At 60.5% G+C, this 16,772-nt stretch carries 17 protein-coding genes; 8 read left to right on the top strand and 9 right to left on the bottom strand.

Annotated features, from left to right (window positions below; translation table 11 throughout):
- Positions 1–7: 7 nt before the first annotated feature.
- Positions 8–1,321 (bottom strand): C4-dicarboxylate transporter DctA, encoded by a 1,314-nt coding sequence (gene dctA / locus AC1VVK_RS24135; protein ID WP_482905699.1) that lies wholly within the window; start codon positions 1,319–1,321, stop codon positions 8–10.
- 310 nt (positions 1,322–1,631) lie between these two features.
- On the opposite strand from dctA, the gene AC1VVK_RS24130 reads away from it, so the two are divergent.
- The 4 genes from AC1VVK_RS24130 to AC1VVK_RS24115 all read left to right on the top strand — a co-directional run bounded on the left by AC1VVK_RS24130 (position 1,632) and on the right by AC1VVK_RS24115 (position 4,562).
- Positions 1,632–2,879 (top strand): LysR family transcriptional regulator, encoded by a 1,248-nt coding sequence (locus AC1VVK_RS24130; RefSeq protein ID WP_482905698.1) that lies wholly within the window; start codon positions 1,632–1,634, stop codon positions 2,877–2,879.
- 339 nt (positions 2,880–3,218) lie between these two features.
- Positions 3,219–3,533 carry an ArsR/SmtB family transcription factor gene (locus tag AC1VVK_RS24125; protein ID WP_482905697.1) on the top strand — a complete coding sequence of 105 codons (315 nt, stop codon included), beginning with the start codon at positions 3,219–3,221 and terminating at the stop codon, positions 3,531–3,533.
- The gene (locus tag AC1VVK_RS24120) at positions 3,530–3,889 is read left to right on the top strand and encodes an SRPBCC family protein (protein ID WP_482905696.1); all 360 of its coding nucleotides are present in this window, start codon (positions 3,530–3,532) and stop codon (positions 3,887–3,889) included. Before AC1VVK_RS24125 ends, AC1VVK_RS24120 begins: the two co-directional genes overlap by 4 nt.
- Before the next feature lie 46 nt (positions 3,890–3,935).
- Complete coding sequence (locus AC1VVK_RS24115; protein WP_482905695.1) at positions 3,936–4,562, top strand: ATP-dependent Clp protease proteolytic subunit; 627 nt, start codon at positions 3,936–3,938, stop codon at positions 4,560–4,562.
- A 114-nt stretch (positions 4,563–4,676) separates the two neighbouring features.
- On the opposite strand, the gene AC1VVK_RS24110 is transcribed toward AC1VVK_RS24115, so the two are convergent.
- The gene (locus tag AC1VVK_RS24110; RefSeq protein ID WP_482906769.1) at positions 4,677–4,874 is read right to left on the bottom strand and encodes a beta-galactosidase small subunit-related protein; all 198 of its coding nucleotides are present in this window, start codon (positions 4,872–4,874) and stop codon (positions 4,677–4,679) included.
- Positions 4,875–4,988: 114 nt separating this feature from the next.
- Here AC1VVK_RS24110 and AC1VVK_RS24105 point away from each other — a divergent pair, with 114 nt between their 5' ends.
- Together AC1VVK_RS24105 and AC1VVK_RS24100 are read left to right on the top strand one after the other, a co-directional pair.
- Positions 4,989–5,882: an MBL fold metallo-hydrolase gene (locus AC1VVK_RS24105; RefSeq protein WP_482905694.1), complete on the top strand. Its 894-nt coding sequence runs from the start codon at positions 4,989–4,991 to the stop codon at positions 5,880–5,882.
- Between the two features lie 97 nt (positions 5,883–5,979).
- The gene (locus tag AC1VVK_RS24100; protein ID WP_482905693.1) at positions 5,980–6,300 is read left to right on the top strand and encodes a cupin domain-containing protein; all 321 of its coding nucleotides are present in this window, start codon (positions 5,980–5,982) and stop codon (positions 6,298–6,300) included.
- 82 nt (positions 6,301–6,382) lie between these two features.
- Here the strand turns inward: AC1VVK_RS24100 and AC1VVK_RS24095 are convergent, their stop codons facing one another.
- The 4 genes from AC1VVK_RS24095 to AC1VVK_RS24080 form a co-directional block, all read right to left on the bottom strand.
- The gene (locus tag AC1VVK_RS24095) at positions 6,383–7,801 is read right to left on the bottom strand and encodes a hypothetical protein (RefSeq protein ID WP_482905692.1); all 1,419 of its coding nucleotides are present in this window, start codon (positions 7,799–7,801) and stop codon (positions 6,383–6,385) included.
- Entirely contained in the window at positions 7,798–8,364 is a 567-nt protein-coding gene (locus tag AC1VVK_RS24090) for a TetR/AcrR family transcriptional regulator (protein WP_482905691.1), read from the bottom strand. Before AC1VVK_RS24090 ends, AC1VVK_RS24095 begins: the two co-directional genes overlap by 4 nt.
- Before the next feature lie 126 nt (positions 8,365–8,490).
- Positions 8,491–9,711, bottom strand: coding sequence for an acyltransferase family protein (locus AC1VVK_RS24085; protein WP_482905690.1), 1,221 nt, complete (start codon positions 9,709–9,711; stop codon positions 8,491–8,493).
- Between the two features lie 66 nt (positions 9,712–9,777).
- Positions 9,778–10,776 (bottom strand): LacI family DNA-binding transcriptional regulator, encoded by a 999-nt coding sequence (locus tag AC1VVK_RS24080; RefSeq protein WP_482905689.1) that lies wholly within the window; start codon positions 10,774–10,776, stop codon positions 9,778–9,780.
- A 259-nt stretch (positions 10,777–11,035) separates the two neighbouring features.
- Between AC1VVK_RS24080 and AC1VVK_RS24075 the strand changes: the two genes are divergently transcribed.
- Positions 11,036–11,251, top strand: coding sequence for a hypothetical protein (locus tag AC1VVK_RS24075; RefSeq protein ID WP_482905688.1), 216 nt, complete (start codon positions 11,036–11,038; stop codon positions 11,249–11,251).
- A gap of 82 nt (positions 11,252–11,333) precedes the next feature.
- Positions 11,334–11,948 (top strand): hemerythrin domain-containing protein, encoded by a 615-nt coding sequence (locus AC1VVK_RS24070; protein ID WP_482905687.1) that lies wholly within the window; start codon positions 11,334–11,336, stop codon positions 11,946–11,948.
- A 925-nt stretch (positions 11,949–12,873) separates the two neighbouring features.
- On the opposite strand, the gene AC1VVK_RS24065 is transcribed toward AC1VVK_RS24070, so the two are convergent.
- The 3 genes from AC1VVK_RS24065 to AC1VVK_RS24055 all read right to left on the bottom strand — a co-directional run bounded on the left by AC1VVK_RS24065 (position 12,874) and on the right by AC1VVK_RS24055 (position 16,531).
- Positions 12,874–13,104, bottom strand: coding sequence for a hypothetical protein (locus tag AC1VVK_RS24065; RefSeq protein WP_132390682.1), 231 nt, complete (start codon positions 13,102–13,104; stop codon positions 12,874–12,876).
- Positions 13,105–13,368: 264 nt separating this feature from the next.
- The gene (locus tag AC1VVK_RS24060; RefSeq protein WP_482905686.1) at positions 13,369–13,602 is read right to left on the bottom strand and encodes a hypothetical protein; all 234 of its coding nucleotides are present in this window, start codon (positions 13,600–13,602) and stop codon (positions 13,369–13,371) included.
- Between the two features lie 370 nt (positions 13,603–13,972).
- Positions 13,973–16,531, bottom strand: coding sequence for a TonB-dependent receptor (locus tag AC1VVK_RS24055; protein WP_482905685.1), 2,559 nt, complete (start codon positions 16,529–16,531; stop codon positions 13,973–13,975).
- Positions 16,532–16,772 lie beyond the last annotated feature (241 nt).

The raw sequence follows: 16,772 nt of genomic DNA, 5'->3' as shown, positions 1-16,772 counted from the left end.
GCGCCGTTTAGGCGGCGATGCCCAGTCGGCGGCGCGCCGCGTCCGTTCCGACGGCAGCTGCCAGGGTTCGCTCGTCGAGCTTGCCTTCCCACTTGGCGATGACGATCGTTGCCACCGTGTTGCCGACAAGGTTCACGAATGTGAGGCCTTCGGCGAGAATGCGATGGATCCCCAGGATCAGCGCGATCGAGGCGACGGGAATAGTGCCGGTCGTATTGAGCGTGGCCGCCAGGACGACGAAAGCCGCGCCCGCGACACCCGCCGCGCCTTTGGACGTCAGCAGCAGGACGGCAATCAGGCCCAGTTCGTGCCAGAATGTCAGATGGGTATTGGTCGCCTGCGCCAGGAATACAGCAACGGTGGTGAGATAGAGGCAGGTGCCGTCCAGATTGAACGAATAGCCCGCAGGCACGACGAAGCCGACGACGCTTTCTTCGCAGCCGAGCGCCCGCAGCTTTTCGATCAGGCGCGGCAGGACCGTTTCCGTCGACGTGGTCGCCGCGACAATCACGATCTCGTCCCAGATATAGCCGAGCAGCCTGAGAAGGTTGACGCCGCACCACCAGGAGATGCTGCCCATGACGATCGCGGTGAAGGCCGCGCAGATGACGAAGAATTCGAGTATCAGCTCGCCGAGCGAGAGCAGCGATGCCGTGCCGAACTGGCCGACCGTGAATGCGATCGCGCCGAAGGCGCCTAGCGGCGCGAAATACATGATGTATCCGATGATCCGGAACAGGCCTTGCGAGGCGCTGTCGATCACGTTCATCATCGGCTTTGAACGCTCCCCGCCCGCCGCCATGGCAATGCCGAACAGGACTGCGACCAGCAGGACCTGGAGGACATGGCCTTCGGTCAGCGCGCCCGGGAATGTGTCGGGGATGATGGCCATGAGATAGCCGGAGATCGACTGGTCATGGGCGCTGGCGACGTAGCCCTGGATCGAAGCGGTGTCGATCGAGGCTGCATCGATGTTCATTCCCACGCCCGGCTGCCAGAGAGCGACTCCGATCAGGCCAAAGATCAGCGCGAGAATGGTAATGACTTCGAAGTAGACGATCGACTTCAGCGCAACGCGCCCGACGCTTTTCATGTCGTTCATGCCGCCGATGCCGTGCACCACTGTCACGAAAACGATCGGTCCGATCATCATCTTGATCAGCTTGATGAAGGCATCGCCCAGCGGCTTCATGGCCACCGCAGCATGCGGCACGAAATGGCCGAGCAGGATGCCGATCAACGTCGCTGCGAGCACCTGAAACCACAACTGCCCGAATATGCCGAAACGCCCGGCAGGCTTCTTCTCTTCCAACGCTTTCATAACTCAGCTTCTTGTTTCGTTTTTTTGGCGACCCATCGGATTGAAGCTGTGCCGTTCGCGAACAACGGCTGTTTAGCGGCGAATGAGTTGGGCTCGGCAAATCCGGAATGGCCGGGACGATCCGTGTCTGCCTGTGCAAGTCGGCTCGCCGCGCACAGGCAACAATTCACCGTTCCGTTCATTCGTAACCATAAGCTCAAGCATTCGCTCGATTGTATCCTCAACCCGTGTGTTGTCCTATCTACACGGCAGTGAGCGCATTCCGGCAACGTCGAAATGCAACCCATCCATAAGCAAAGCTGAAGTCCCAATGATCGATCCGATGCGCCTGAACCTCCGCCACCTCGACGCGCTGGCTGTTGCTGTGCGGCTAGGGTCCATCAGCGGAGCATCCAAGGAACTGCACCTTTCGCAGCCCGCCGTGACGCAAGCGGTGGCCAGCCTGGAAAGCCAGCTCGGCTATGTTCTGCTGGACCGTCAGCCCTCCGGGGTGCAGCCGACCGAGGCCGGGCGCCGCATGACCGCGCGTATCGAACGCGCGCTGTCCTATCTTGAGCGCGGGGGGCGGGTCCTTCGGCGCAGCGCCCGCCTGCCCGTGCTCCCCAACATCGAGCGGCGCATCACGCTTGGGCAGCTGCGGACGCTTATGGCAGTGGACGAAGCCGGCAGTTTCGCACTGGCTTCGGAGCGTGCCCGGCTATCGCAGCCTGCGCTCCACCGCTCGGCCCGCGAACTGGAAGAACATCTGGGCGTACCCCTGCTGGAGCGGCAGGGCAGGACCGTGGTCTCGACTCCGACGGCGGCCCGTTTCCTGCGCTTTGTCCGGCTCGTCCGCGCCGAGCTTGAGGCGGGTATCGACGAACTCAGTGCACTACATTCACAGGGAGGCGGACGTGTCAGAATAGGGACGATGCCTGTGGCCAAGGCGGTCCTCCTGCCGCAATCGCTTGCCCGTTTCGCACATATCTATGCCGATGCTCAGGTAAACGTCGTCGAAGGGCCTTACCCAGAACTCCTTAACAGCCTGCGCCACGGCGAACTGGACATTCTGGTGGGTGCGCTGCGCGATCCGCTGCCCGTGGCCGATGTCACTCAGGAAGGGCTGTTCTCCGACGATCCCGTCATTGTCTCGCGATCCGGGCATCCGCTCGCGGGGCGAAAATTTGAATTCGAGATGCTGCTGGAATTTCCATGGGTCATTTCGGCCAGCGGAACGCCCGGGCGAAAGCGCTGGGAAGAGATGTTCACCTCGCGCGGTCTCACGCCGCCCAGGCTGCGGATCGAATGCGGATCTTTGCTGGTGATCCGCGGCCTGATGCTGGAAGGCGATTGGCTGACACTGCTCTCACCGGATCAGTTCCTGTTCGAGGCGCGCGCAGGATTGCTGACGCGCATATTTGGCGGCGGTTTGACGTTGCAGCGCCGGATAGGAATCACAACCCGTACAGACTGGCAACCCACCAGGTTACAGGCTGCTTTTGTGGAGACGTTTCGGCAAGTTTGTGACGCATGGGAAACCGGGAAAACGGGCGAGTCCGAACCGTTCCGGTTTGGCTAGAATCCTCGCCGCTTGTCATGGTCGATAGCGAGGCGGGATGTGGTAGCAGCCGGTTTCGGGGAGGGCGCTTTCGGCGGCGAACGGCCGAATAGTTGGCGAGATCGGGCCAACGCTGCTGTGCTGCGCAGTCGATCCCAGACCGCCGTTCAGCCAGGTCAAAACCACGCAGCCTGAACATTTCTCACGCAAGAGGCGGACGATTGGTTGCCGGCGAAACCTGGAGGAGTGAGCGATCGGAGCGGTGCGCGATTGAAGAAAGTCAAACATCTCGGCGCACTCACTTCTTCAAAGTTCATATCAGGGCTTGCGAATCAGATAAGTGTGGGCTTATGTATTGACATGATCGAGAACGACATCTTCAAAGCTCTGGCCGATCCCACCCGCTGCGCAATCTTCGAGAAGTTGGCGGCGGGGCGCATGAATGCCAGCGCTTTGCGCAATGGTATGACGATCAGCCAACCGGCGATGTCGCAGCATCTATCGGTTCTGCGGAATGCCAAGCTAGTCCGAGAAGAACGACAGGGGCGCTTCGTCAACTACGAGGTGGATCCGGACGGTCTTGCCGTACTTGCCGGGTGGCTCGCGAAATATCGCGCTTACTGGCCGGCACGGATCGATGCCCTCAAATCCTTGCTGAAGGATATGGAACCATGACCGAGAGAAAGACCGAAGATCAAGGCAAAACCCTCTCGTTCATCTATGACATTGATGAACCGCCTCACAAGGTCTGGCGCGCGATGACTAATCCCGACTTTCGTGCACATTGGTTGCCAGCCGAGGACTTGGCCGATCCGCTAGCGGCCGCCATGATACTGGGAGAGTCAGTCAGCTACCGGATGCGGGAAAGTACGCCGCCATATCTGGAAAGTCTCGTCACCTTCCGGATTGCGGCCAACGACGACGGCGGAACGAGCCTGCGGATCATTCACGAGATTGCGGATGCGCGGATCGATCGGATGATCAAGGCTGCTGCCAACACCAACGGCTCGCCCGTCATGCTTGCAGCCTGACGGGACACCACTCCCACACACATTACGGAAGTCAGGAGTTCGCCGAATGCGCGAAGCGATGCAACTCGTCCCCATGGTCATCGAGCAATCCAGCCGGGGAGAGCGGTCTTTCGACATCTACTCCCGATTGCTGCGAGAGCGGATAATCTTCCTCAACGGTGAGGTGAACGACACCGTATCTGCGCTTGTCTGCGCGCAGTTATTGTTCCTAGAGGCCGAAAATCCCGGGAAACCCATCAGTCTCTACATTAATTCGCCGGGCGGCGTCATCACCAGCGGCCTCGCCATGTATGACACCATCCAGTATATTCGCGCGCCGGTGCACACGTTGTGCATGGGCACGGCCTATTCGATGGGCTCCTTTCTCTTGATGGCTGGCGCACCTGGCGAGCGGGCTGCGCTCCCCAATGCGAGCATCCTCATTCATCAGCCGTCCGGTGGCGCGCAGGGCAAGGTGTCCGACATTCTCATCCACGCCGAGGAAATCCAGCGGACCAAGAACCGGGTCACCAGTCTCTATGCCAAGCATTGCAGTCGCAGCTACGAAGAGTTTGAGCGCGCCATGGACCGCGATCACTTTATGACCGCCCAGGAAGCAGTCGAATGGGGTCTGATCGACCGGATAGTGGAAAGTCGGGCGGAGCCTGGAGATCTGCCTGGCGCAACAGCTTGATCCAGCTCGGCGTCGGACAGGCGCAGAGATCAACTTGATGAATGAATGGGGTATCAGGACGGCCAGAAGCCCCAATTTCAGCGGCCAGCGTCGAGGTAAGCCGAGCGGCTGCCTTCAATCATTTAATTCCAAATGTGGCGGGGCCCCAGCGCCCGACAATTCCATCCATCGCACGCCGACCTTGTTGCCGGTCTCTTGGGGACAGATATAGTCGTGGTTCTGGTCGGCCACGGCGCCTCGCCAAAGGCCGGTCGGGGCCGAAGTCTTGCGGTCAACGTAGCTTTCGTGCGGCGCGCGTCCATACCATTCCACCGTATCCAGATCGGACGGCAGGGCCAAGGCGCATAGGGAAACGAGCTTTGTGAAAACGACAATCGCTTCTACGCTGCGGAAATGACAGGTAAAGCTAGCTCTTCCGCTCTTATAATGGCCCTGCAATCCCTGCTGCTGGTATGCGGAACGGCGTCTCCGCTCGCCGCCGCCGATATGCGATACGAACCGCCTCGATTTTCCAAATGGATTGATGGCACATCCGCGAATGAGCCCGAGACGCAGGTTCAACGCATCGACGCAGATACCTTCGTGATCCGCCAATCCGTGCAAACCAACTTCGAGGCGCCTTTCCTCTATTTGCTGTTCGGTCGCGACCGGGCACTCCTTCTCGACAGCGGCGCTGGAGGGCTGCGGATCCGGCCTACGGTGGATCGCCTGATCGGCGAATGGCAGCGCCGGCATGGCAACCGCCCGGTTCACCTGACTGTGGCCCATTCTCATGGCCATGGGGATCACGTCAGTGGTGACGGCGAATTCCGGGACAGGCCAGATACGGAGGTAGTCGGTCATACACCCGCGCAAGTTTCGGCCTATTTCCGGATGGCGGACTGGCGCCGTGACATCGGCCACTTCGATCTTGGCGAGCGGATCCTGGATATAATTCCGACGCCCGGCCACGAGCCGGCGCACATCATGGTCTATGACCCCGGAACCCGGCTGCTTTTTTCCGGCGACATGCTCTACCCTGGCAGGCTTTATGTTCCGATCGATCATTTCGACGAGTTTCGCGAGAGTGTGGAGCGCCTTGCCGCCTTCTCCAAAATTCACCCGATCCGCGCATTGCTCGGAGCCCATATCGAAATGACTTCCGTCTCGGGGCAGGACTTCCCGATGCGCGCGCCCGCGCATCCCGCCGAGCATCCGCTACCGTTGCCTCCCGCGACCATCTACGAACTTCAGCGCGCTGTTGAACACGCAGATGTCCCCCCGGTGATCGATCGGCATGCCGATTTCATCCTCTACCCCCGCCCGGCTCGCCCTTCATGACGAATCCGAAAGCGGCCGGCGCGTCATCCGTGACTTCCCATTTCCGAGGCTGGCGGACATAGTCGGGGTGATGGATCAAGGCCAGGATCGGAAAGAAATGCCACCTTCCAATCTCTTTGTCGTAGCGCAAGGGTTCGAGGCGGACGAGCGGTTCGAGGACCTGCTGCGGCGGCCCGGTATTCGAATCGAACGGATCGTCTCGCACGGTCATGTGACGCCTCCGGAGCAGCCTTACCAGCAGGACTGGGACGAGTGGGTTCTTGTGCTCGAAGGCGCTGCCGAACTCTTGCTGAACGGCCTTGAGCGGTATGCACTCGCGGCCGGAGAGCACTTGCTGATTCCCGCCGGTACGCCGCATCTCGTAACCTATACTGCTTCACCGACGGTCTGGCTGGCCATTCACATCGGCGAGAGCTGAACCTGCTGGGGAGGGCGTCAGTCTGGTGCGGCTGACCTGCGGTCAAATCGAGCTTCAGGCACCTTCTTGCGAAAACGCCGGATCAGGTTCGTGCAGATGCCTGTTCATATGATGGACGCCGGATCATTGCCATGATCGCAAGACCTAACGTCACGGCAAGGCATATCCACGCAAAGGCGTCTCCGATCCGGGCGTAGAGTGTTTCGCCGCCACTGCCAGCAAGGGGCAAGTCACCAATTGCAACGGTTAATCCCTCTCGAACCGGCTGCTTCACCAACACTCGGCCGTAACGGTCATTCAATGTCAGCAGCCCATCCCGCGCGCTGCGAGCGAGAGGCGTGCCGGTCTCGATCGAGCGTAGTATCGCGGGTCTGGCATGTGCCCAGGCATCGCGTCCGAAGTCCCATGCAGGCACCGCAAACATCATCGGATGGTTCGCCACTGCATCCTTCCGGATCGTCGCCTGAAAATCCATGTCCTTGCAGATTTCCAGCATCACGCCGCCCGGCAGCATCAGCGAAGTGGTACCTGGCGTGAAATCGGGGGTTTCCAAGCCGACCACCAGGTGCCGCTTGGCGTAAGTCGCGTTGCGAGCGCCTGCGCCCACCGCAGTAACAAGATTGCGCCGCGCGCCGGCAAATTCACCATTGTAGCCGACAAGCGCAACAGCGCCGATTTCACGCGCAGCGGCATCCACGGGCGCAAGTGCCGCCTGCGCCCATTCCGGCCCCAGACGGGTACTGTTTTCCGGCAGCAAGACGACCGCCACGTGCTTTCCGGAAAGAGCGCGGATCGCCTTGGCGTATGCCGCAAAGATCTGCCCTGTTCGCGCCTCGTCCAGCGCGTCGGTGGTAGCGGCGAGGTTGTTGCTCCCCATCAGCGCCACGCGTACTGAGCCTTGGCTTTGCTCCGTCATGCGCCACGCGCCCAGGCCGGCGTTTACGGTGAAGATCGCGGCCGCGGCAAGGAGCCAGGCAAGGCTGCGTCGGCGCACGCCTTCGGCAAGAGCAGCGGCGACCAATCCGATCAGGAAAGTCACCGCCGCAAATCCGCCCAAGGCAGCGGACTGCGCCATGATCGGCATGTCAATCTGAGAATTGGCGGGCGAACTTACTGCCCCGCCGGCAGGGGCGAAGGAGATCAGGAAATCCGTTGCCGCGAACCCTGCTGCAAAGGCGAGGACGCCCGCTATCGCCCCAAGCCTTAGGTGAACCTTCCGCGAAAGCATGACCGTCAGCCCGAAAATCAGTGCGGGGCCAAATAGTATCTGCGCAAGCACGGCTACGGGCATCACCGAGCCATAGGCAATCAGCAGGTTGCTTGCTCCAAGCGCATAACTGACGAAGGCGGAAAGGAAACTTGAAGCCGCGCGCTTGCCCGAAAAGGCGTACCACAGCACTGGAACTGGGGCGATCCGGGCGAGGTACCAGTGCGTGCCAAGACCCAGAGAAAGGAAGAATCCCGCTCCGGAAAGGAGCGTCGCAGCCAGCCAGACGATCATGCCTTGTCCTCCCTGACCTGACTTTCGATAAAGCGGCGCATCGTGGTGCGGTAGAACGTCCTGAAGTTCTCGACATCGCCGGTAACGCGTCCCGCCCGGTGAAGCGAAACGAGGCCCTGACCCAGCGCAGCGATTGCAACCATGATTTCGCCCGCGCGCTCTGGGCCCGCAAATTCCGCGATCAGCTGCATTTGCAGCGATACCGCTGGCGATCCGCCAGCCAGATAATCATCCGGATACTTCAGGGCCTTGTCGGAATAGACAAGAAATGCGGCGTCGAAGCGTGCGGGAGCCTCGAGCGCATAGGCAAGGTATGCGTCACCGATCGCTTCCAGCCATGCCCGCGCGGGGCGGCTGCTGATCGCGTCCACTCTCTTGCGCCACTCGGCTATGCCCTCGGCGACTAAGGCATCGATGAGCGCCTGCCTGTTTTCGAAGTGGCGATAGATCGCCATGGGCGTGATGCCCACCGCACCGGCAACCTTGCGCAGCGAAAGGCCAGCCTCGCCATTGACCTCAAATTGCTGCCAGGCGGCGGCAAGGATGCTCGCTCTCGTGCTCATGTATACAGTGTATACTCAGGCGTCTCGCGGGGCAAACGTATTTTGATGCGCGGCTCCGGTCTTCCGTTTTCATATGCCGTAGGCTCCGGCGTGCACGATATGGCGCTTTGGGAAATTGGTCGCGTCTTAGGAGGCTGCAGGCGAGGGAGCGATTTCGGCGATATGCGAGGGGCGGGCCTGATCTATGGCCGAACGCTTGGCCTTACGGTCCAACCAGCTACGCAAGCGAGCGCGGATGGGCTCGTCCCACCAGATCAACGAAAGCCACGCCACCAGAACGAGGAACGGCACCAGCGCCGTGCCGATTAGGATTGACTGCGCCTGCGTGGGTTGCTCGTTCGCCACGAAGTTCATCCAGACGTAGAGGAACGGGAAGTGCGTAACGTAGAGCGGATAGGAAATCCGCCCGCTGACCTTGCAGAGCCGATTCATTCCCCGCCCGGCATTGGAATGGCTGCCGGTCACGATGATCACCGGAAACAGCACGATTACGCATGCGGCTTCATAGATGCCGTTGAGCTTGATGCCGCCAACCTCGGGCAGGATCGGGCAGGCAATCGCCACGATCAGGACGGCCGAGAGGAACAGAAGTCCGAGGCGGAGACGCGGGAGGCGGCCGCGCACCCGGTAGAGCCACAGCCCGATCAGGAACGGGTAGCAGAGACGCAGCGGCGCGGCCCACCAATGATCCCATCCCGAGCCAAGATCGAGTGAGCCGAAATGCAGGCCGCACATGGTGAGCATGACCGCGCCCACCACAGCGAGCACCGCGAGGCTCCAACTGGGCAGACGGCGCAGTACGAACGCATAGGCGAGGTTGCCGATATATTCCTGGAATAGCGACCAGCACGGACCGTTCAGCGGGTGCGTGTCGCCGAACCGGTTTGGCAGACCCCACGCCGGCAGCACGAGGAGGCTCATGACCAGCGCAAGCAGCAGCGCGCCCCACGACGCGGACTGGGCCGTGCCCGCAAAGGGATCGACCAGATAGCTGACGAAACCGAGAAGCACGCCGATGATGACCATCGGCTGCAGCCGGATAAGACGCAGCGCGAGGAAGCGACCGGTGGTGAGGCGGTTCCAGCGATCGTCATAGGCATAGGCGATCACGAAACCCGAAAGCGCGAAGAAGAAATCGACAGCGAGAGGGGCGTGATGGAGGAAGACCTTCGCGCCCTCCCAGTTCACCGTGATGCCCTGAATGTGGAAGAGGACGACGAGCATCGCTGCCGTGCCGCGCAGACCGTCGAGAACTTCGAAATGTTCCTTGCCGTTAGCCGTCCCGTCCGCGGCGCCGCTATCATGCGAGGCCGCTTCGCCTGGGGGCGATGTTCGAACAAGGTCCATTGGTCTCTCCGCTGTTTTGGCGGAGGGTATTGCTGGATTTAACGATAAACCTCAAGCGTGAATTTATCAGCTCGATCCGCGTTCGATGACCTGGAACGGCAGCACGACATCGCGGGCAGCGCCATAGGTTTCGGGATCGCGGGCGGCTTGGACGACGAGGTCCAAAGCCTGTGCTGCCATCTCGAGGATTGGCTGATGGACCGTGGTCAACAGGGGCCAGACACGCGTCGCGATGAGCGTGTCGTCAAAGCCGGTTACGGCGAGTTCTGCCGGCACTTTCACGCCCAGACGGTGCGCCTGCCACAAGACGCCTGCGGCCATGTCGTCGTTTGCAGTGACGATGGCATCGGGACGATCGGGGAGGGCCAGAAGCTTCTCCGCGGCCTCAAGGCCCGACAGGAAAGTGAAGTCGCCCGAGATGCACAGTGCGGGGGCGAACGACAGGCCGTGGTCGCGCAGCGCATCGATGTGGCCCTCCAGTCTGGCCATGCTATCCGAATGGTTCGTCGGGCCAGTTACTACGGCGATGCGGCGGCGTCCGCCCGCCACGAGATGGCTGGTGACCGCGTGCGCGGCTGCATGATTGTCGATGCGCACCGTAGTCATGTCGGCCAGCGCAGACGCAGTCGAGATTGCTGCCACCGGAACGCCCAGGCTGGCTGCCTTGGCACTCGCCGCCATGCTTTCGGCGAATGGCGGAATGAGAAGAAGCGCTTGCGCGCCCGATCGCACCAGCCCGTTCGCCAAGGTTATCGTTGCCTCCGGCGTTGAAACCTTGGCTGCCCGGATGAGCAGTTGCAGCCCTTTTTCGGCAGCCGCGATAGAGACTGCGGCGATCATGGCATTGATGAACATGCTGTCTCGGTCGGCATGGATCAGACCTAGCCGTGCGACAGCGGACCCCGTCAACCGGCGGGCAGCGAGGTTGGGCACGTAGCCAAGCTCTTCGATGACGGCCATGACGCGGGCTCTCGTTTCGGCGCCCACTTTGCCCGTCCGGTTGAACACGTTCGAAACGGTCATCGTGGAGACGCCGGCACGCTCGGCCACGGACTGGATGGTCACTCGATCGCTATACTTTCGGGGGCGTCCCATTTACCTGCCAGATTGTCTCGTGCCGTGTCGCGTGGATGGACCATTGGCGGGGGCAGGGCAATGGCCTCGCCATGCACGATTGGACTGGCGCCGGTTTCGGACGGCGCGCGTGAGCCATGAACTCGGCGTCAATTGCCAGCTGACTGCCGCAGACTGATCCGCAAGGGCGAAAGCGGATCGACGGAACCCTGTGGGGAACTGGGGGTTTTACTCCCCGAAAGGGTTTGTCATGATCGGTAAAATCATCTCGGCTGTCGTCGGCAGCAAGATCGCCCAGGATACACCGGGGCTCAGTGGCCCGGGCGGTGCGGCGCTTGGCGTTGTCGCGATATCGGTGTTCCGTCGCCTCGGACCGCTCGGTATGGCCGCAGCGGCAGGTGGGTGGCTCGCCTTGCGCGAACTCGACAAGCGGGCGCGGCGCAAGGCCGCTGTGCCCGGCAACTGACAGCACTCAACGCTGATCAAGATCCACCAAGGCTTGGGTCGATAGGACCCGGATGCCTTCGCTGCCAACGGAGCGCGGTCCTATGGTCGCAAAGTCGAAGAAGAAACCCCTTACCCCCGCAGAAGCCAAGGCTAAGGCGATCGCCAAGGCCAAGGTTATTGCCCCCGATGTGCCTGCGCGCATCGGGCAGACCCCTGAAAACGATCTTCGCGGGCTGCCAGACGTGTTCGGCCGCCTTGTCGAGGATCATGACCGCCACCGCGCACTTCTTGCCATGATCGAGGCAACGAATGGCGCGGACGAAGAACGCCATGCGCTGTTCGAGGAACTCGTGCGCGAGTTGAAGTCCCACGCGGCAGCCGAAGAGCAGGCGCTCTGGTCGACCGTGTTGCGCAATCCCGAAACGACCGAATTTGCTCGGCACGCGGTTGCCGAGCACAAGCAAATCGACAAGATGCTCGACGACCTGGCCGCGCGCGACATGGGCAAGCGTAAGTGGATGGAACGCTTTGGCGACCTCAAGGAGGAATATCTCCACCATATCCGCGAGGAAGAGCAGGAGCAGTTCGTCGAAAGCGCGAAGATCCTTTCCGATGCCGACCGTCAGCACATGCGTGCAGTGTTCGAACGGCGGAAGAAGGAAGAGAAGGCTGCCGCTGAAATGACACCGAAGCTGAAGATCAAGGCGATAGCCTGACCGCTGGAAATACGGGGTGTTTGGCGCCTTCGGCGCTTCCTTGAATTTCGCGTTCCGCGTCAAGCAAGCGAACCTCGTGCTGGCAATGATCCGGTCGCGGCCTGATGACATTGGATCGGAGGCGGAAGATTCCGCTTCCGGTCGATCTTCCTGAAAAGGGAGGAATTTCTGCGGCTGGGCTGCGCCCTGACAGGCGCGGCCCAGCCGCCAACACTAAAAGTTCGTTGTCCTGATCTGCCCGACACACCATCGTTTCGCGAACGCGAAAACATGCCAAAGACACCACGAGAGCCAGGGCCGCGACCGAACTTCATTCCATCGAAAAGCGCGTCATCCGGCTCTCTCCAGAGCCGGTCTGCGACGACTGCATCACCCAGGCGCTTGGCCTTTCGCCGCTCGAAAACGCCGATCATGCGGGGCGCGAGCCGGCAGGTTCGAACGGCTTCGAACGCAGGAAAGACACATGCAGCCTGTGCGGAGAAATTCGCCTCGTCACAAAGCGTCATTGAGCCGCCGTCACAGGACCGCTCTTCACGATGAATAGTGTTATGGACTTGCGTCTCAGGCCAGGCCGGGACCGTTCCCGAGCCGGTCACGATGCCAGCGTGTCCTGCTGACACGGCGAATAGCTGACCGGCAATCTTCGCATCGTCCGACATAGCATAGGCCGTCCCAGAAGACCTGTCCGGCCTTGGGTCGATGCCGATCGAACCGGCAGCGCAGCGCTCGGAGAATGATCGATTTCATGTGGGAATGCTCCTTCGATCTGCGTCGCGTCCCGCTCTGCCTATCGAGACCAATTCTCCTGAACGGTTCCTGTCGGAAAGGGCGCAAATCGGCGGCCGATACATTGTCGTGTATCGCGACAATTATTACGTGGAATGGGGCACAGGTTTGGCTGCGCGAATGTGGGCACTCCTGTCAATCAGGGGCGCTTCGGTCCGCTTTTGCCGTCTGCCGCCGCCTTCACCGAGACGGCCCAGGCGCGCAAGTAATGCCCGCGCTTGTGGTATTCCTCGCCGGCCTTGAGATGCACCATGGCGGCATGGCCGAGCGATTGGGAAATTTCGGTCGCAGTGCAGACGCCCTTTTCTTCCAGCAGTCCTGCGATGGCGGCAAGTGCGTTGCCGAATGCGAATACGGCATCTTCATCCATCGTCGTTTCTCCCGGTCCTGATTGTCGCTTGCTTGATCCTGCACTGTGCCGAGAGCCCATGCCAGTGCGCATGAGGAGCGAGGAGCATCTCATCGTGCTCGCCGTGCACTCTGCCGAATCCGTGCTGGCCCGCCGCGTGAGGCGCGCTCTCGCGGTCCGGTGCCCCTTAAAAATCCGGGTCGCGACAACTCTACGGAAAAGGACCGCCCCAATGCCTCCCGGAGCGGTCCTTTTCATTTCCCGATATCGCGTAGATCCTGCCTCTCAGGCAATCTGTGACCTGGAAGAGCCGCGATAGTCGTCTCCACCATTCGCTCCGTGCCGAATGGTGCAGAGCTTGCGTGCTCCCTGCCAGAGTTCGGCTGCCCGTCCGGTTCTGACGCCGGAGGCCTTGCGGTGCGCCGTGACCAGCGCATCGGCAGCGTCTTCCGCGTCGAAATCGAGACGCAGCGCGCCCACGTTCCCGTCGTCCGGGAACTTCAGCGTGTAGATGTTCATTCAGGCTCCTCCAATCGTGCAGGTCGTTTGAACGCCCTTGTCGCGATGTGGCTCCGTAGCATTGTCTTGGGTCAATTTCGAGACAATCGGTTACCGGCAGCCGGTCACGCGGCGGTCGGAGACCCTATACGCTCGGGTAGTGTTCGCGCGGATGGCATTCCCCGCGAGCCTTGAGATGGACCATCGCGGCGCGGCTAAGTGACGGGAGCGCCCCACAATGGGTTCATCATCAATTTACGCGTCTCCGGCGCCACCAAAAATCGTAGAGCGGTTGATCCGATGCGGTCGGATCAACCGCTCTACGATTTTGGTTTGTCGTGTTTTCCGAATTATCAGGTAGTTATACCTGATTGGAGAACGCGCTTATTGTTCAGCCGAAAGGCCGCAGGGTCAGTCTGATCCACAATTCGCGACCCGGGTCCATATAGCACAGCATCTCGTCGACGCCCGCCGGTCCGGCAGCATTGCCGCCGGTGATCTGGCCGCCGAGCAGACCATTTTGGAAGTTCGACGGTGAGCAGTTGCTCGCCGTATATTGTTTCGTCAGATTTTTGCCAATCAAGGCCACTTCCCAGCGGTCGTCCGGACCCTGCAAGGTCAGCCCGGCGTCGACTTTCGCATAGCCACTCTGGTAAAAATCTTTGCGCTTGCCGGGGCCGGTGAGGAATTTCGAGGTCAGATAATTGTTATTGGAAACGATCAGCTTCCAGTCGCCGATCGGTATCTCGTAGTCGAAGCCGACGTTCCCGCTCCAATCAGGCGCGCGCAAGAATGGGGAGCCGGAAAGGTCCTGGGCGAAATAGAAGCCCTGCTGGCCGTTGACCGTCACTGCGCCGGCGCCGGGGTTCGCCTGGTCGGGCGAAGGTACAAATTCCTGGTTGCAGCCGTTGGCAATTGTCTGGCCACCGTAGCACGGAACGTTGTTGAGCGTCTTGAACCGGGCGTGGGTGTAATTTACCGCCGCATTGAGCGTCAATCCTTCCAGGGCGGCGGGTCGGAAGTGAGCTTCTGCCTCAGCGCCGTAGCTGCGGCCGCTACCGGCGTTGACCGTCCGAATGACGGGTATCGATCCGACCGTGGGTTCGATGCCGCCGACCTGCAGGCCGGTATACTTGTAGTCGAACCCTGCAAGTGTGAAGCTCAGTTGATTGTTGAAGGTACGGCCCTTGATCCCGCCTTCGAAGCCGGTGACTTTCTCGTCGCCGAAAGAGTTGTCCAGCCAGCCATTGGCGTTAAGCGTTTGAGGCGTCGCGATGCTGAAAGAGCCCGATTTGTAGGCTACCTTGTATGAGGCAAAGATGTTGAGGTCTTGCGTGGGCTTGTAAGTGATCGTCACTTCCGGGGATGACCGGGTGGAATTCACGCGAGGCGTCGCTACCGGGACAATGTAAGGCGTGGTGGGCGTCACCGGCAGTCCGGCGCCGAGATTGGTGAGTGAATAGTAAAGCAGGGGATCCTGTTCGCGCTTTTCATTGGTCACGCGCACGCCGCCCGCCAGTTCGAGTTCGGGCGTTATCTTGTAGCGCACCTGGCCAAAGGCAGAGTACGTCTCGATGTCAAATTGGTTGAGCCCGTCCTGCAGTGGAATGCCGCTTGCGGCTGCCGGGACGAAGAATTTATTGGCGTATAGTGTCACCCGATCGGAAACTTTGCCGTCCTGGTAGAAACCGCCAAGCGTGAAGTTGAAGGGACCGGCAAAGTTGCTGTTGAAGCGTACTTCTTCAGTGAAGTCTCTGCGCCGGAAACGCGGGTTCGTCACGGCAAGAAGCGGACCGGAAAACCCTGAAAGCGACGGGTTCAGAGCGCTGTCGGAATGCAGGTTGTAATAGCCTGTCACGGACGTGGCGGTTACATCGTCAGTCAAATTATAGTTCAGTTCCAGCACGCCGTAGCGCTGTGTACTTTCAATATAGGAAGTCTCTTTATTTAGACCAACAAAGTTCGCGGGATTCATGTCCACGATGTAGCCAACGCGATCGAGCTTGCAATTGTCGTTGGGGTTGATGAACGGTGCGTTGCCGTAGGCCGGTACTCCGCCAACGCCATCGGGGCAGGACTTCAGCTGCCCATTTTCAGCATTGTAGCTCTTGTCATGGACAAGATTGACCTTGAGCTTGGCGTTGAACCGCCAGCTTGGATCCCAGATCACCGTGCCGCGAACCTGATAGCTGTCGCCGCGGCCGGTTCGGCTGAAGCGAGGGGACAGGCCGCCGAGCGCCGATACGGGGAGCGACACGCCCGGCGCCGGTGAGAACGTGGCGGTCGCTGGTATGTCCGCATCGTTGAAATAGTACCCGTCAGTCTTCGAGTAGACGCCGGCGATGCGCGCCTTCAACGTATCGCTCAAAGGCCCCGAGACGACGCCTTCAAAACGCATGGCATGCGCCTCTGCCTCATAGCCGGCGGTACCCTTGACTTCGAGCTCGTCGGTTGGATCAGCAGTGTGGATCGCGATCACGCCGCCGGGGCTGCTCTTGCCGTAGAACAGGGACTGCGGCCCCTTCAGCACTTCGACCTGGCCGACGTCGAACATGCCGCTGGTGAAGGCGAGGCCTTGTCCAAGCGAAAGGCCGTCGATGTTGAGCGAAACCGACTGGTCGATTCCCGGATCGAACGAACTGGTGCCCACGCCGCGCAGAGTAACCTGCTGGCCGATCGACAGCACCGCCGTTCCGATCATCAGGCCGGGCGTTAGCTTGGTGAGATCCTTAAGATCGAGGGTCTGCTGGCGGGCAAGGGTCTCGGCCGACACGACCTGTTCGATCACCGGGACATCGAGTTGGGTTTCCTGGCGTTTGCGCGCTGTAACGATGATGTCGCCTGGTGCAACGCTGACAGCGGCTCTGCCTTGCTGGTCGGGTTGTTTGGCAGGCTGTTCGTCGGCAAGGGCCGGATTGGCAGTGGCAAGTGCGACGACAATGGCCGTCATGCTAGAGAACATCGTGCACGTCCTGGACATAGCTCTCTCCCCGATATTATTTCTGGCTGGCTACAGCGGTTAATTTTTATTTTCGTATTACTAAATTGTTACTATGAGTTTCCGGATATTGAAAACAATGTAATGTCGTGAGAACGGCGGTGCGCCCTTTGATCGCTGTGGCGATTGGTAGGAAATGGCTGAATAATTGGATTAATATTTCAAATGACTTTAATCATAGGGTGCATTGGCC

The organism is Novosphingobium sp. BL-S-32 (assembly GCF_056857055.1).
This window is presented reverse-complemented; position numbering and strand designations above follow the sequence as displayed.

Coding starts and splice junctions, on each gene's coding strand:
- AC1VVK_RS24070 (WP_482905687.1), top strand. CDS start 11,334: ATGGTCGCAAAGTCGAAGAAGAAACCCCTTACCCCCGCAGAAGCCAAG.
- AC1VVK_RS24105 (WP_482905694.1), top strand. CDS start 4,989: ATGGCCCTGCAATCCCTGCTGCTGGTATGCGGAACGGCGTCTCCGCTC.
- AC1VVK_RS24100 (WP_482905693.1), top strand. CDS start 5,980: ATGCCACCTTCCAATCTCTTTGTCGTAGCGCAAGGGTTCGAGGCGGAC.
- AC1VVK_RS24115 (WP_482905695.1), top strand. CDS start 3,936: ATGCGCGAAGCGATGCAACTCGTCCCCATGGTCATCGAGCAATCCAGC.
- AC1VVK_RS24120 (WP_482905696.1), top strand. CDS start 3,530: ATGACCGAGAGAAAGACCGAAGATCAAGGCAAAACCCTCTCGTTCATC.
- AC1VVK_RS24055 (WP_482905685.1), bottom strand. CDS start 16,531: ATGACGGCCATTGTCGTCGCACTTGCCACTGCCAATCCGGCCCTTGCC.
- AC1VVK_RS24125 (WP_482905697.1), top strand. CDS start 3,219: ATGATCGAGAACGACATCTTCAAAGCTCTGGCCGATCCCACCCGCTGC.
- AC1VVK_RS24085 (WP_482905690.1), bottom strand. CDS start 9,711: ATGGACCTTGTTCGAACATCGCCCCCAGGCGAAGCGGCCTCGCATGAT.
- AC1VVK_RS24065 (WP_132390682.1), bottom strand. CDS start 13,104: ATGGATGAAGATGCCGTATTCGCATTCGGCAACGCACTTGCCGCCATC.
- AC1VVK_RS24095 (WP_482905692.1), bottom strand. CDS start 7,801: ATGATCGTCTGGCTGGCTGCGACGCTCCTTTCCGGAGCGGGATTCTTC.
- AC1VVK_RS24075 (WP_482905688.1), top strand. CDS start 11,036: ATGATCGGTAAAATCATCTCGGCTGTCGTCGGCAGCAAGATCGCCCAG.
- AC1VVK_RS24060 (WP_482905686.1), bottom strand. CDS start 13,602: ATGAACATCTACACGCTGAAGTTCCCGGACGACGGGAACGTGGGCGCG.
- dctA (WP_482905699.1), bottom strand. CDS start 1,321: ATGAAAGCGTTGGAAGAGAAGAAGCCTGCCGGGCGTTTCGGCATATTC.
- AC1VVK_RS24090 (WP_482905691.1), bottom strand. CDS start 8,364: ATGAGCACGAGAGCGAGCATCCTTGCCGCCGCCTGGCAGCAATTTGAG.
- AC1VVK_RS24130 (WP_482905698.1), top strand. CDS start 1,632: ATGATCGATCCGATGCGCCTGAACCTCCGCCACCTCGACGCGCTGGCT.